15 protein-coding genes are annotated in these 12,756 nt (G+C 41.7%); 13 read left to right on the forward strand and 2 right to left on the reverse strand.

Going from position 1 to position 12,756, the window contains the following annotated elements; all coding sequences use genetic code 11:
- Nucleotides 1-3: 3 nt before the first annotated feature.
- The 8 genes from HYS07_09820 (at nt 4) to HYS07_09855 (ending at nt 6,674) form a co-directional block, all read left to right on the forward strand.
- Nucleotides 4-1,626, forward strand: coding sequence for a citramalate synthase (locus HYS07_09820; GenBank protein MBI1871477.1), 1,623 nt, complete (start codon nt 4-6; stop codon nt 1,624-1,626).
- A complete protein-coding gene (locus HYS07_09825; GenBank protein MBI1871478.1) occupies nt 1,623-1,982 on the forward strand; it encodes a nucleotidyltransferase domain-containing protein in 360 nt (119 codons plus the stop codon). Before HYS07_09820 ends, HYS07_09825 begins: the two co-directional genes overlap by 4 nt.
- Entirely contained in the window at nt 1,957-2,352 is a 396-nt protein-coding gene (locus HYS07_09830; protein ID MBI1871479.1) for a HEPN domain-containing protein, read from the forward strand. The genes HYS07_09825 and HYS07_09830 overlap by 26 nt, the downstream gene beginning before the upstream one ends.
- 19 nt (nt 2,353-2,371) lie before the next feature.
- On the forward strand, nt 2,372-5,131 hold the full coding sequence (locus HYS07_09835; GenBank protein MBI1871480.1) for a valine--tRNA ligase: 2,760 nt from the start codon (nt 2,372-2,374) through the stop codon (nt 5,129-5,131).
- A gap of 55 nt (nt 5,132-5,186) precedes the next feature.
- Nucleotides 5,187-5,483 carry a BrnT family toxin gene (locus HYS07_09840; protein ID MBI1871481.1) on the forward strand — a complete coding sequence of 99 codons (297 nt, stop codon included), beginning with the start codon at nt 5,187-5,189 and terminating at the stop codon, nt 5,481-5,483.
- Nucleotides 5,449-5,658: a hypothetical protein gene (locus HYS07_09845; GenBank protein MBI1871482.1), complete on the forward strand. Its 210-nt coding sequence runs from the start codon at nt 5,449-5,451 to the stop codon at nt 5,656-5,658. Before HYS07_09840 ends, HYS07_09845 begins: the two co-directional genes overlap by 35 nt.
- A gap of 91 nt (nt 5,659-5,749) precedes the next feature.
- Entirely contained in the window at nt 5,750-6,334 is a 585-nt protein-coding gene (locus HYS07_09850) for a nucleotidyltransferase domain-containing protein (GenBank protein MBI1871483.1), read from the forward strand.
- Nucleotides 6,306-6,674 (forward strand): nucleotidyltransferase substrate binding protein, encoded by a 369-nt coding sequence (locus HYS07_09855; protein MBI1871484.1) that lies wholly within the window; start codon nt 6,306-6,308, stop codon nt 6,672-6,674. The genes HYS07_09850 and HYS07_09855 overlap by 29 nt, the downstream gene beginning before the upstream one ends.
- Before the next feature lie 20 nt (nt 6,675-6,694).
- Here HYS07_09855 and HYS07_09860 read toward each other — a convergent pair whose 3' ends face one another.
- Both HYS07_09860 and HYS07_09865 read right to left on the reverse strand, forming a co-directional pair.
- Nucleotides 6,695-7,114 carry a PIN domain-containing protein gene (locus HYS07_09860; GenBank protein ID MBI1871485.1) on the reverse strand — a complete coding sequence of 140 codons (420 nt, stop codon included), beginning with the start codon at nt 7,112-7,114 and terminating at the stop codon, nt 6,695-6,697.
- Nucleotides 7,102-7,362 (reverse strand): type II toxin-antitoxin system Phd/YefM family antitoxin, encoded by a 261-nt coding sequence (locus HYS07_09865; GenBank protein MBI1871486.1) that lies wholly within the window; start codon nt 7,360-7,362, stop codon nt 7,102-7,104. The genes HYS07_09860 and HYS07_09865 overlap by 13 nt, the downstream gene beginning before the upstream one ends.
- A gap of 68 nt (nt 7,363-7,430) precedes the next feature.
- Here HYS07_09865 and uvrB point away from each other — a divergent pair, with 68 nt between their 5' ends.
- From uvrB to HYS07_09890, 5 genes are all read left to right on the forward strand, one after another.
- Entirely contained in the window at nt 7,431-9,398 is a 1,968-nt protein-coding gene (gene uvrB / locus HYS07_09870) for an excinuclease ABC subunit UvrB (GenBank protein ID MBI1871487.1), read from the forward strand.
- Entirely contained in the window at nt 9,395-10,258 is an 864-nt protein-coding gene (gene nadC / locus HYS07_09875) for a carboxylating nicotinate-nucleotide diphosphorylase (protein MBI1871488.1), read from the forward strand. Before uvrB ends, nadC begins: the two co-directional genes overlap by 4 nt.
- Nucleotides 10,255-11,238, forward strand: coding sequence for a biotin--[acetyl-CoA-carboxylase] ligase (locus tag HYS07_09880; GenBank protein MBI1871489.1), 984 nt, complete (start codon nt 10,255-10,257; stop codon nt 11,236-11,238). The genes nadC and HYS07_09880 overlap by 4 nt, the downstream gene beginning before the upstream one ends.
- Nucleotides 11,239-11,294: 56 nt before the next feature.
- Complete coding sequence (locus HYS07_09885) at nt 11,295-12,074, forward strand: type III pantothenate kinase (protein ID MBI1871490.1); 780 nt, start codon at nt 11,295-11,297, stop codon at nt 12,072-12,074.
- Nucleotides 12,075-12,384: 310 nt separating this feature from the next.
- Nucleotides 12,385-12,756: hypothetical protein (locus HYS07_09890; GenBank protein ID MBI1871491.1), on the forward strand; the 372-nt coding region annotated here is incomplete at its 3' end.

Below are 12,756 nucleotides of genomic sequence, written 5' to 3' on the forward strand. Positions count from 1 at the left end.
ATTATGAAACATAACTCATTAAATACAGATAAGATAAAGATTTATGATACCACTTTGAGAGACGGTGCTCAGGCGGCGGGAATTTCATTTTCGAGTGCAGATAAACTGAGGATCGTAGAACGTTTAGATGCATTTGGAATTCCTTACATTGAGGGAGGATGGCCTGGAGCGACACCTAAAGAGGTAAGTTTCTTTAAAGATGCGAAGAAGCTTAAATTGAAGCAGGCTCGGCTGGTTGCTTTTGGAAGCACTCGTAAAGCGGGTCTTTCGGCGAGTGCTGATCCCCAGCTCAAGGCTCTTTTAGAGGCCCAAACCCCTTCCATTACTATTTTTGGAAAGAGTTGGACACTTCATGTTGAAAAGGTGCTAGGAACTTCATTAGAAGAAAATTTAGAGATGATTCGTGGCAGCGTCCATTTTTTGAAGTCAGAAGGACGTGAGGTGATTTATGATGCTGAGCATTTCTTTGACGGTTATAAGGCCAACTCTAAATATGCACTTCAAACCCTTAAAGCCGCTCAAGAAGGAGGAGCTGATTGGCTTTGTCTATGCGACACCAATGGGGGAACGCTCACCCTTGAGCTTCAAGAAGTGATTCAAAATGTTAGGGAAGTTTTAAAAACTCCCTTGGGAATTCATGCCCATAATGACGGAGGCCTGGCCGTCAGCAATTCGATCATCGCAGTTCAGTCAGGGGTTTTGCAAGTTCAGGGAACGATCAATGGATATGGAGAGCGTTGCGGGAATGCAAATTTATGTACGATTATTCCTAATTTGCAACTGAAGTTAGGGTATTCATGCATTTCCGATTCCGAGATGAAAAATTTGATTGAACTTTCTAAATTTGTCGATGAGATTGCAAATGTTCGCCATGATGAACGGGCTCCCTATGTGGGAATGAATGCGTTTGCTCATAAAGGGGGAACTCATGTTCATGCCGTTCAAAAGGTGACCAAGAGTTTTGAACATGTGGAACCGGAGTGTGTCGGAAACCGCCGCCGGATTTTGGTTTCCGAGATGTCCGGTCGGAGCAATATCATGGTGAAGGCCATTGAATTGGGTGTTGATCTTGCCAAAGAAGATCAGGACCCCCAGGCAAGAAAAATTGTTCAAGAATTAAAAAAATTGGAACATGAAGGATACGAATATGAAGGGGCAGAAGCCTCGTTTAAACTTTTGATGCGAAAAATTTTGGAAAAACATAAAAGTTTTTTTGAATTAGAGGGATTTCGTGTCATTGTTGAAAAAAGAGGACAGGGGCGCCCTACTTGTGAGGCTACCATTAAAGTAAAGGTGGATGGTATTTCAGAGCATACCGCGGCCGAAGGGGATGGTCCCGTTAATGCCCTCGATCATGCCTTAAGGAAAGCCCTGATGTCGTTTTATCCCAATCTTGCAAAGGCCCATCTTGAGGATTTTAAGGTTCGTGTTTTAGACGCCAAGGGAGGAACAGGTGCTAAAGTGCGTGTATTGATCGAATCAAAAGATGATCAAGATCTTTGGGGTACGGTCGGGGTGAGTGAAAATATTATCGAAGCCTCATGGGAGGCCCTCGTGGATAGTTTGGAATATAAGTTGCTTAAGGATGAAGAAGGAAAGAGTACAGGAGATAAATTGGAAAAATGATCCCTTCTTCTGCAAGTCTTCGAAAACGGAATTTGACGAGGGAATTAAAACGTATATTGCCTAGAATTATTCAAGGATATCGTCCAAGCAAGATTATCTTATTTGGTTCTTTGGTTACTGGACAGGTAACAGAATCCAGTGATATTGATCTGGCAATTGTTAAAGCAACTAAGAAGAGATTTTTGGATCGCGTAGGCGATATTCTGTCTATTGCTGATCCCAAATTTTCAATGGATGCGTTGGTTTATACCCCTCGTGAGTGGAGTCAAATGATCAAAGAGAACAGATATTTTGTTAAGGAAGAAATTTTGAAAAGAGGAAAAGTTCTCTATGAGCGTAAACAACCCTTGGTTTGATTTTGCTGACGAGGACCATCATATGGCCCGCAGCGCCCTTGAGGATCAGATTTATAATCAGGTTTGCTTTCATTCTCAGCAAGGTGTTGAGAAGCTGCTCAAGGGATTTCTGGTTAAAAAAGGTAAACTTGTTCGAAAAACACATAGTCTTTTAGAATTGATGGATTTGTGTATGAAGATCGAATCAAAATTTCAAGATTTTAAAGATGGTTTTCGTGAATTAGATAAGTTCTATGTGGTGACCCGCTACCCGGATGCTTTGCCTGGTACATTGCCTGAAGGGCTGCCTAATAAGAAGGATGCAACGGATGCGTTACAATTTTTTGAAGAGGTTAAAGATTTTATGGAGACTTTGAACTTTAAACTTTGAACTTTTAGCTGCATTCCATATGGAACTTTCTAAGCAATATTCCCCCAAAGAAGTTGAAAATAAATGGTACTCGTTTTGGTCAGATGAAGGATTTTTTAAGGCTGACAAAAATCGAGGGGGTAAACCTTTTACCATTGTGATCCCTCCCCCGAATATTACGGGTATTCTTCACATGGGGCATGCCTTAAACAATACCTTGCAGGATATCATGATTCGCTTTAAGAGAATGCAGGGTTGGAACGCCCTTTGGATTCCAGGGACAGATCATGCCGGGATTGCGACCCAGAATGTGGTTGAAAAGATGTTGGCCAAAGAAGGGAAACATCGACGGGATTTAGGGCGAGATGTTTTTTTAGATCGGGTGTGGGAATGGCGTGAAAAATATGGAAATACGATTATTAATCAATTGAAAAGATTAGGTTCGTCGTGTGACTGGAGTCGACTTCGCTTTACCATGGATGAGGGTTTAAGCGAGGCGGTTTGTGAAGTATTTGAGACTCTCTATACAAAGGGTTTGATTTATCGAGGGGACTATATTGTGAATTGGTGCCCGCGATGTCAGACCGCTTTGTCCGATGAAGAAGTGACCCATCAAGAGCTCTTAGGGAGTCTTTATTATATTGCCTACCCCATTCAAAACTCGCATGAATTTGTAACGGTTGCAACGACTCGCCCTGAGACATTGTTAGGGGATGTGGCCGTTGCGATTAACCCCAAGGATGAGCGTTATCAAACGCTTCGTTCTCGAAAGGTCATCCTTCCTATTCTCAAGCGTGTCCTTCCAGTGATCGAAGATGATTTTGTCGATCCCAAATTTGGAACGGGAGTGGTGAAGGTGACACCGGCTCATGACCCCAATGATTTTTTAATGGGGTTAAGACATAAACTTATTCCCATGAATGTCATGAACGGGGATGGGAGAATGAATGAGAGGGCAGGTGAAGATTATGAAGGCATGGACCGCTTTGAGTGCCGAGAGGCCATTCTAGAAGATCTTCGCGAGAGTGGGCTTCTTAAAAAAGTGGTTCCGCATCAACATGCGGTGGGGCATTGCTATCGCTGTCACACCGTGATTGAACCTCGGTTATCCCCTCAGTGGTTTGTAAAGATGAAGCCTTTGGCTGAGAAGGCGATTTTAGCTGTTGAAAAAAGAGAAATTAAATTTCATCCCCGCCGTTGGACCAAAGTCTATTTAAGGTGGATGAAGAATATCCGTGATTGGTGCATTTCCAGACAGATTTGGTGGGGACATCGGTTGCCGGTTTGGTATTGCCAATATTGTCAGGAAGAGACAGGCAAGTCGACAGTCGACAGTCGACAGTCGACAGAAAAAAACCAGTCGAAGAATGATGGACGAGGGAGGATGGACGAGAAAGGCGTGATTGTTGCAAAACAAAGACCTGCAAAATGTCCAACTTGTGGTTCATCCAATTTAAGACAAGATGAAGATGTTCTCGATACCTGGTTTTCTTCTTGGCTCTGGCCATTCTCAACTTTGAATTGGCCTAAGGAGGATGAGGATCGTAATTTTTATTATCCGACATCTATTCTTATGACCGCTCAGGAAATTATTTTCTTTTGGGTCGCTCGAATGATTATGGCGGGTTTTGAGTTCATGGGAGAAAAGCCTTTTTCCCATGTTTATATCCATGGAACGGTCAGGGATGATACGGGTGCCAAGATGAGCAAATCTCTTGGTAACAGCATTGATCCCATTGAAATCATTGATGAATATGGGACTGATGCGCTACGCATGAGTCTGATGATGTTGACGGCTGAGGGCCAGGATGTATTTCTCTCTAAAGACAAATTTGAAATGGGCCGCAATTTTGCTAATAAAATTTGGAATGCCTCGAGACTTTTAATGATGACCTTGGAGGGGGCAAAAGTGACGCCTCTTGATCGAAAACCCAAAGATCTTTCACTTGAAGACCGCTATATTTTAGGAAAATTACATGAGGTGATTGGGAAAGTCACACGATCCTTAGAAAAATATCGATTTAATGAAGCAACGCATACGTTGTATGATTTTTTCTGGCATCATTTTTGTGATCGCTATATAGAAGTGATTAAACCTATTTTGTATGGTCCTGATTCGCCAGAAAAGATGCGGACGCAGCGGGTGTTATTAACTGTTTTAGAAACATCTTTACGTCTGCTTCATCCGGTCATGCCTTTCATTACAGAAGAGATTTGGCAGAATTTAAAGGCGATGAATTTTTTAACAGACTCCATGTCTTCCATTATGATCAGTTCTTGGCCCAAGGCTAAGAAAAGTTGGTTGGATGGCAAAGCTTCTGAGCAGGTAGAAAAGAAATATGAGCTTGTTCGTGTGGGGCGCAATTTAAGGGCAGAGTATCAGATTAAACCGGGTGAAGAATTAAAATTTGCGATTAAGCCTGCGAATCTCGAGGATGAAACCCTTATTCAATCTCAGTTTCAAGATATTCAACGTCTTTTAAAAGCTTCAAACCTTGATTTGGATTTAAATTATAAGCCTCAAAAACCCATGCCTTCAGGGCTTTCTCTCTTAGGAACTCTTTTTATGGATATCGAAGGTTTTTTTGATTTTGCGGCGGAGGAAGCTCGATTACGGAAGCAATTGGATGGGATAGATACTGAGGTTGGGCGGGTTGAGGGGAGGCTTTCCAATGCTAATTTTGTCAGCCGTGCCCCTCTCGAGGTGGTTCAAAAAGAAAAGGCAAAGCTAGAAGATTTGAAATTACAGAAAGAAAAGCTTCAGAAAAATCTTGAGTTTGTAAAGGCACAAGCGGGATAATAATATTTGGTTTGACCTGACATTGTTGAACGGCTGTGATGATACGGATAAATCTATGCTTTTATTTGAATGGGATTCAAACAAAGCAAAAAATAATATTGAAATTCATGGTGTATCTTTTGATGAGGCAAGCACAGTCTTTAAAGATACTTTATCATTAACGATCGATGATCCCTTGCATTCTGACGAGGAAGATAGATTCATTTTAATTGGGAATTCTTATAAAAATCGTCTTTTGGTTGCTGTTTATGTACAGAGAGAACATAAGATTAGAATCATTAGCGCTAGAAAAGCAATAAAGAGTGAAAGGAAGCAATATGAAGAGAATGCGACGCGATCCGGACATGCTTGAAGAATATGATTTTAAGAGGGGTGTTCAGGGAAAATATGCCGCGAGATATTTAGGAGGAACCAATGTTGTGATCATTGACCCTGATGTCTCAAGATTTTTTCCAGATCATGATTCTGTAAATCAGGCTTTAAGGTCATTGGTCAACATCATTAAAAGACGGAAAAAAACTGCATAGCAATATTCTCTCTGAAGGGATTAGTCAAAAAAATATTCAATTTGCATATTTTTTTGACTATTCTTGTTTTTTCTGCTATTCTACCTTTGCTATGAGTTATGTCTTAGATGAAGAGGTATTTAAGAGGAGGCTTCTCGATCTTGGGTTTAGGAGCTTGTCGGCTTTTGCTTCCCAAAATCATATCCATCGCAACACCCTTCTGGGATTTCTTCATGGCAAAACCGTTTTTTCAAATGCATTTTTTAAGCTGGCCCACGTTCTTGAAATAGATCCTCTTAAACTTCTCCGTTCTTTACCGTCACAGAGAGCGATAGAAAATATTGAAGAAATCCAAAAAATAATCTCTTGGCTTACCCAGCAAGATCAGGATATGGTGGTTTTGTTATTTGGTTCGAGGGCCCAGAAAAAGGCTTCGAAATATTCGGACTGGGACATTGGAATTTTTCGATATCCGAGGCCGATTTCTGGACGCGAATTCTTAAAGGTGAAGTGTGGAGTTGGAGAGTTAAGTGAAAATCTCATTCGTTCTGTAGATTTGGTGAATCTGAATCAGGCTCCTTCTTGGTTTTTGGACAATTTGAAGGTGGAAGAGATTCTTTTTTTAGATGGAAATCAAAAGGCTTTTATTTATTTGAAGGGGGTGCTGGATGGAGTCCATCAAACAAAAGTGGCGTGAGGTAAATAAATTCTTGAAAGAAGCGATTCAATTGTACGAATCACAACCCACGGATCTTTCCTTTCTGACGGTTGCGAAATCCTTTGAGATGGTGATTGAATATGCATGGAGGATTTTAAAGCGTTTTGTAGAGGAGCAAGGTTTAGAGGCTGTGTCACCCAAGGCGGCCATTCGAGAATCTGCTAAATTAAAGCTCATTTCTGATCCTGAGAAATGGATGGAGTGTCTCGAGGCCCGCAATAACTCTGTTCACGATTATTTTGGAATATCCCAAGAGGAGTATGTTTCTCTTGCAAAGGATTTAATGGAATTGGCGAAGGAACTCAAGTTTAAAAGTTAGCAATATTGCGTGTTTTTAGTTTAATGTGAATGTTTCACCAGTATTAAGTTTAGCCCTGGAATGTCTGAAAAATCTTTTTCGTTGTAGGTGAGAATTTTCATGTCTTGTTGGATCGCTTGACTGGCGAGCCAGAGATCTTGAATTCGAAAATGATGTCCGCGCTTTTGTTGAGATAAATAGGCCGCGAGCCGACCAAAGATTTCTCCTGTTGTTGTATCAATGGCCAAAGAAGGTTTCTTTCGCAAGCGGCTCAAGGTAGCCATGCGTAGCTCATAGAGGTCCCGGTTGCCTTTTGCCTGCTCCGTTCCATAGGTCAGTTCAGCAATCGTGATAGGAGAGATGAAAACCGGTTCTTTCTTCGTGTAGGCACCTACATCCACAGGCGATAGTTTTCCGCGTTCTACATCAATCCAGATGCAAGTATCAATTAAGACGCCCATGGGTTTCGAATTTCTTTAACAGTGTTGGGAATACGGCTTTGTTTGAGCCAGTTTTTGGCTGCTTTTTCAGGCAGGGTTTGATAAAGGTCTGCCAGTGCCTCAAGGGCGGTCAGGTAAGGGGATCCGGGAATAATATGGGCAACCGGATGATGATTACGTACAATAACCACCTCTTCCCCCATAAATTCGAGTTGGTTTAAGACCTTCCGAAAATTCCTAGCAAATTCTGTTGCTGTCAATTTAATCATATAATATGATTAAATCAGATTATATGATTAATGTCTATGATAAATATGAATGAAGGATTCATCACTCCATGTTCAAACTCCATTCGGATTACGAGCCCCAAGGGGATCAGCCGCAGGCGATTGAAAAGCTTTCGGAGGGAATTTTAAAGGGAGAGAAATTCTTGACCCTTTTAGGGGTTACGGGCTCAGGTAAGACCTTTACCATGGCCAATGTCATCAAAAAAGTTCAGAAACCCGCGTTGGTGATTTCTCATAATAAAACTCTCGCAGCCCAGCTTTATAATGAACTTAAACGCTTTTTCCCAGAGAACGCCGTCGAATATTTTATTAGCTATTATGATTATTACCAGCCGGAGGCTTATATCCCTCAGACGGATACGTATATTGAAAAGGATGCTTCGATTAATGAAGAAATTGAGCGATTGAGGCTTTCAGCAACGACTTCCTTGCTTTCAAGAAGTGACGTGATTGTGGTGGCCAGTGTCTCTTGCATCTACGGTTTGGGATCGAAAGAGGATTATGAAGAGATGGGGGTTGAGCTCACGCGCGGGGATCGTAAAGAGCGTTCCGAACTTTTGAGGGGGCTTGTCGATATTCAGTATGAACGGAGCGATTTTGAATTTCGACGCGGGAGTTTTAGGGTCAGGGGGGACACGGTCGAAATTTATCCGGCATACGGTTCAGCCGCCTATCGTGTCGAACTCTTTGGAGATCAAATTGAAGAAATTTCTGAAATTGATGCGATGACAGGAAATGTTAAAGCCCAGATCGAAACCCTTTCCATTTTTCCTGCGAAGCATTTTGTGAGTCCGTATCGCAAGCTCGAGGGGGCGATGAAGGCTATTGAAGAAGAATTAAAAGAGCGATTAGAGTATTTTAGGTCTCAAGGGAAGCTTTTAGAAGCGCATCGTTTGGAGTCAAAAACCCGATTTGACATGGAAATGTTAAAAGAGATTGGTTATTGTCAAGGGATTGAAAATTACTCTCGCCATTTAAGCGGGCGCAAAGCGGGAGAAAGACCCACTTGTCTTTTGGATTTTTTCCCAAAGGATTTTTTAATTTTTGTAGATGAATCTCATGTGACTCTTCCTCAAGTGAGGGGAATGTATCAGGGCGATCGTTCTCGGAAAACGACGTTGGTCGAATATGGGTTTCGACTCCCTTCTGCTTTGGATAATCGGCCGCTTAGATTTGACGAGTTTGAGAATCTGATCCCTCAAGTCATTTTTGCATCGGCCACGCCGGGTTCTTATGAATTAGAGAAACAACCTATTTGGATTGAGCAAATTATTCGGCCAACAGGGCTTTTGGACCCTGTGATTACGATCAAACCCTTGCAGCATCAGGTCGATGATTTGATTGAACAAATTCGGATTCGTGCTGAGAAAAAAGAACGAGTACTCGTGACCACCCTCACGAAAAAAATGGCCGAGGATTTGACAGATTATTTGAAGAGAATTAAAATAAGAGTCCGTTATCTTCATTCTGAAATTGATGCGATTGAGCGAGTCGATATTTTAAGAGGGCTTCGCAGAGGTGATTTTGATGTTTTGATTGGAATTAATCTTTTGAGAGAGGGTTTAGATTTGCCTGAAGTTTCTTTGGTGGCCGTCCTTGATGCAGATAAGGAAGGTTTCTTGAGATCGCAGACTTCTTTAATCCAGGTTGCAGGACGGGCGGCTCGGCACATTTCAGGTGAGGTTATTTTTTATGCGGATCAAATAACGGAATCTATTCGAAAAACCATTCAGGAGACGGATCGTCGGCGCCAGATTCAGACGGCCTACAATCAAGCGCATGGTATGACCCCGCGTGGAATCAAGAGAGCCTTGGACGAAAGTCTTTCGGTTTATCATGAGGCCAAAGAATTCTTGAGAAATGTGGCTCACGAAAGTGAGACGGACTATGCTAAAAATGAATTAATTTATGAGCTCGAGGGTGAAATGAAAAAGGCGGCTGAGTGTATGGAATTTGAACAAGCCGCGATGATCAGGGATAAGATTTATCAAATAAAAAAAGTGAAGAGTGAAAAATGAAAAACGAAAAACTTCCGTGGGATGAAATTGATTCTATCATTGCTCGTGCTTTAAAAGAGGATATCGGTTCAGGGGATTTGACAACAGAATATTTTATTCCCTCCGATGTCGTTCTTGAAGCGGAATGGGTTGCTAAGGAGCCTTGTCGAGTTGCAGGTCTACCTATTGTGGATCGGATTCTAGAAAAACTTAATCCTCAGATTAAATCTTTTTGGGCTGTGAATGATGGGGATTGTGTAGAGGGGGGAAAATTTGGTTTGGTGAAGGGACCTGCTCAAGATATTTTGAGAGCGGAGAGAACGGCCTTGAATTTTCTCCAGCGACTCTCAGGGATTGCGACTTTGACGGCGGCGTTTGTTGAAAAAGTGAAGCCTTACGGAGTCAAGATTTATGATACACGAAAAACGACGCCAATGTTAAGAGTTTTGGAAAAGTATGCGGTAAGGTTGGGAGGGGGATTCAATCATCGCATGGGTCTCAACGAAATGGTCTTGATTAAGGATAACCATCGATGTGTCTTGGACTCCCTAGGAATTCAGGATTGGAAAACGAGTATTCAACATTTGAAAAAAGACCATCCTCATACGCAAATAGGTATTGAGGTGACAAGGTCTGAAGATGTGAGTTCTGCAGTTCTATTAGGAGCCAATTTTATTTTGCTAGATAATATGGATTCAGAAAAGGTAAGAAAAGTAGTTGAAGAATGGAAAGATAAAATTATTCTGGAGGCCTCGGGAGGAATTGGGTTAGACCAAGTTGAGCTCTATGCCAAAACCGGTGTAGATCGAATTTCAATTGGAGCCCTGACTCATTCAGTAAGGGCAATCAATATGAGTTTGGAAGTTTTGGGTGTGGTATGAATCATCGAACGGGAGAGGTTTTAGCCTTTTTCCAAAATCGTGTTTTTGATTTTGTTTCCGGAGAAGAGATTGCTAAGGCGCTTGGGTTTTCCAGGACAGCGGTTTGGAATCATATTGATACCCTTAGGCAATTGGGTTATGAATTTGAGGCCTTGCCTCGTTTAGGGTATCGGTTGCTTTCTTCTCCAGATCGTTTGTTTCCGGATGAAATTGAACGGTCTTTAGGAACTGAAGTGATTGGGCGCAAGATTTATTATTATGACCGAGTCTCTTCGACGAATGATGTTGCGGATCGATTGGCTGAGGAGGGAGCTTGTGAAGGAACGGTGGTGGTCGCCGAATATCAGGAAAAGGGAAGGGGAAGGATGGGGCGCTCTTGGCAGTCCCCTCATGGAAAAAATATTTTGTTTTCGGTTGTTCTTCGGCCAAGATTGGATCCGAGTTTTGTTTCCCTGATCACCATCATGAGTTCAGTTGCAGTGACAAGAGTTTTGGAAGGATTTGGATTCAATGCCTTGATTAAGTGGCCCAATGACGTGTATATTGATGGAAAGAAAATCGCTGGAATTTTAACAGAGATGAAGTGTGAGCAAGATCAGATTAAACATTTGATTTTAGGGATGGGTCTCAATGTTAATATGGAGGAGTCGGATTTTTCAGATGATTTGGCGCCTATAGCAAAATCCTTGGCACTTGTCTCAAAAATAAAACTTGATCGTAAAGATATTTTGCGAAAGTTGCTATGCGAATTAGAATCAACTTATTTTTTGGTAGTCAAGGGATGTTATGATCAGGTCCTAGCAGAGTGGTCCAGGCGGTCCTTTTTGGTTGGGAAATGGGTCGAAGTTATCGTAGGCGATAAAAAAGAAGAGGGAGTTGTTCTAGGAACGGATTCAAAGGGGGCTTTGCTTTTGAGAAATGAAAATGGTTTCATAGCATCAGTTATGAGTGGGGATGTATCACTTAGGGCAAAGAGTTAAGTTTATCATTATCCATTTTCAATTTTTAATTATTCATTGAGTTTGGGAGATTTTCTATGTCAGATCGTGTGCTCACCATTGATATTGGCAATACCAATGTTGTGATGGGGATTTTTAAAGATTCTCATGTTCCCGTAGAGTTTTGGAGAATTAATACCGTTAAAAAGGATGCTGATTTTTATCTTAAGAGCCTTCCCGAAAGTTTTAAAGAGCAGAAGGGGATTAAGGGAATTGTTCTCGCCTCGGTTGTTCCTGAACTTTCTCAAGTTTTTGAATCTCTTTGCGAAACTCTTTTTAAAATCAAACCCCTGATTGTCTCTAGCGATCTCGATATTGGACTCAAAATTTTGTACAAAAACCCTCACCAGGTTGGAACAGACCGCATTGCCAATGCGGTTGGGGTCCGCGAATATTATGGAACGCCAGCGATTGTGATCGATTTTGGAACGGCCGTGACTTTTGATGTGATTTCCTTCGGAGGGGAATATCTGGGAGGCGTGATTCTTCCTGGAATGGGACTTAGCCGTGATATTTTGCATGAACGAACAGCGCTTTTACCCTGGGTCAATATTGTCAAACCCCATGAGGTGTTAGGACGAGACACCCAATCGGCGATTCAATCAGGAATTTATTGGGGCTTTGTCGGGATGGTCAAATTTTTGCTTAAAAGGCTAAAATCTGAGGTTTTTCCTGGTTTTGAAACAGATGTCAAGGTAGTTGCAACCGGTGGGTACGTTTCCTACTTTTTAGCAGACCTTGAAGAAGTTCAGTCCTTTGATTCTAATCTCACGCTGAAGGGACTAAAAGAAATTTATAGGATTCTTGAGAAGAAGTAAGTTTTTGACATACAAATTTGATTTCCCTTTGCTATGAAAGTTAGGCTCGTTTTGTAGTCGCCCCATTTATGGGGCCGTTGCGTGGACTGCCCGATGAATCGGGCGACTACAAGAAAAGCATGATGGGGAGAACTTTCGTTGCACACGATGATCTCGAAGGACCATTTTTCGCAATTACTCTCCTTTTTTCCTACCCAGATTTTTGATAGAAAAAGAGCGAATTCTTTTGACCTTTAACCCCTTAAATGTGTCTAAATTAATGGGTTGAACTGTCTTTTTTTCAATACATCTCTTCCTTTCGGGAAAAGTTATGAAATTTGTTCAAAAACTAACCAGCCTTTTGCTGTGTTTGTCATTTATTTCTTATGACATTCAAACAAGCTTTTGCCAAATGAGTGAATATCCTCAACTCATTGGTATTCAGGCTATTAAGAAAAATTATTGCTCTCTTCAACCCTCTCATTTTTTAGATGATCTTTTTCTTTCCAGTGACATAGGGGAAGTGACGGATCAGAACTTGATTTCTGGGCAGCCGAGCGTTTTTCTCATTGAAGATATTCATTGTAATTCAGAGGTACAGAAGAATGTTACGAGGATTCTTCAAATACTAAAAACACAGCTCGAGGCTCGAAGCTCGAGGCTCGAGGCAAAAGCAGAAACACAGCTCGAGGCTCGAAGCTCG

This window comes from Chlamydiota bacterium, assembly GCA_016178055.1.
Lineage (GTDB): Bacteria > Auribacterota > JACPWU01 > JACPWU01 > JACPWU01 > JACOUC01.

What these genes read in the sequence shown, in the direction of transcription:
- HYS07_09820 (MBI1871477.1), top strand. Translation starts at nt 4, where the DNA reads ATGAAACATAACTCATTAAATACAGATAAGATAAAGATTTATGATACC.
- HYS07_09825 (MBI1871478.1), top strand. Translation starts at nt 1,623, where the DNA reads ATGATCCCTTCTTCTGCAAGTCTTCGAAAACGGAATTTGACGAGGGAA.
- HYS07_09830 (MBI1871479.1), top strand. Translation starts at nt 1,957, where the DNA reads ATGAGCGTAAACAACCCTTGGTTTGATTTTGCTGACGAGGACCATCAT.
- HYS07_09835 (MBI1871480.1), top strand. Translation starts at nt 2,372, where the DNA reads ATGGAACTTTCTAAGCAATATTCCCCCAAAGAAGTTGAAAATAAATGG.
- HYS07_09840 (MBI1871481.1), top strand. Translation starts at nt 5,187, where the DNA reads ATGCTTTTATTTGAATGGGATTCAAACAAAGCAAAAAATAATATTGAA.
- HYS07_09845 (MBI1871482.1), top strand. Translation starts at nt 5,449, where the DNA reads ATGAAGAGAATGCGACGCGATCCGGACATGCTTGAAGAATATGATTTT.
- HYS07_09850 (MBI1871483.1), top strand. Translation starts at nt 5,750, where the DNA reads ATGAGTTATGTCTTAGATGAAGAGGTATTTAAGAGGAGGCTTCTCGAT.
- HYS07_09855 (MBI1871484.1), top strand. Translation starts at nt 6,306, where the DNA reads ATGGAGTCCATCAAACAAAAGTGGCGTGAGGTAAATAAATTCTTGAAA.
- HYS07_09860 (MBI1871485.1), bottom strand. Translation starts at nt 7,114, where the DNA reads ATGGGCGTCTTAATTGATACTTGCATCTGGATTGATGTAGAACGCGGA.
- HYS07_09865 (MBI1871486.1), bottom strand. Translation starts at nt 7,362, where the DNA reads ATGATTAAATTGACAGCAACAGAATTTGCTAGGAATTTTCGGAAGGTC.
- uvrB (MBI1871487.1), top strand. Translation starts at nt 7,431, where the DNA reads ATGTTCAAACTCCATTCGGATTACGAGCCCCAAGGGGATCAGCCGCAG.
- nadC (MBI1871488.1), top strand. Translation starts at nt 9,395, where the DNA reads ATGAAAAACGAAAAACTTCCGTGGGATGAAATTGATTCTATCATTGCT.
- HYS07_09880 (MBI1871489.1), top strand. Translation starts at nt 10,255, where the DNA reads ATGAATCATCGAACGGGAGAGGTTTTAGCCTTTTTCCAAAATCGTGTT.
- HYS07_09885 (MBI1871490.1), top strand. Translation starts at nt 11,295, where the DNA reads ATGTCAGATCGTGTGCTCACCATTGATATTGGCAATACCAATGTTGTG.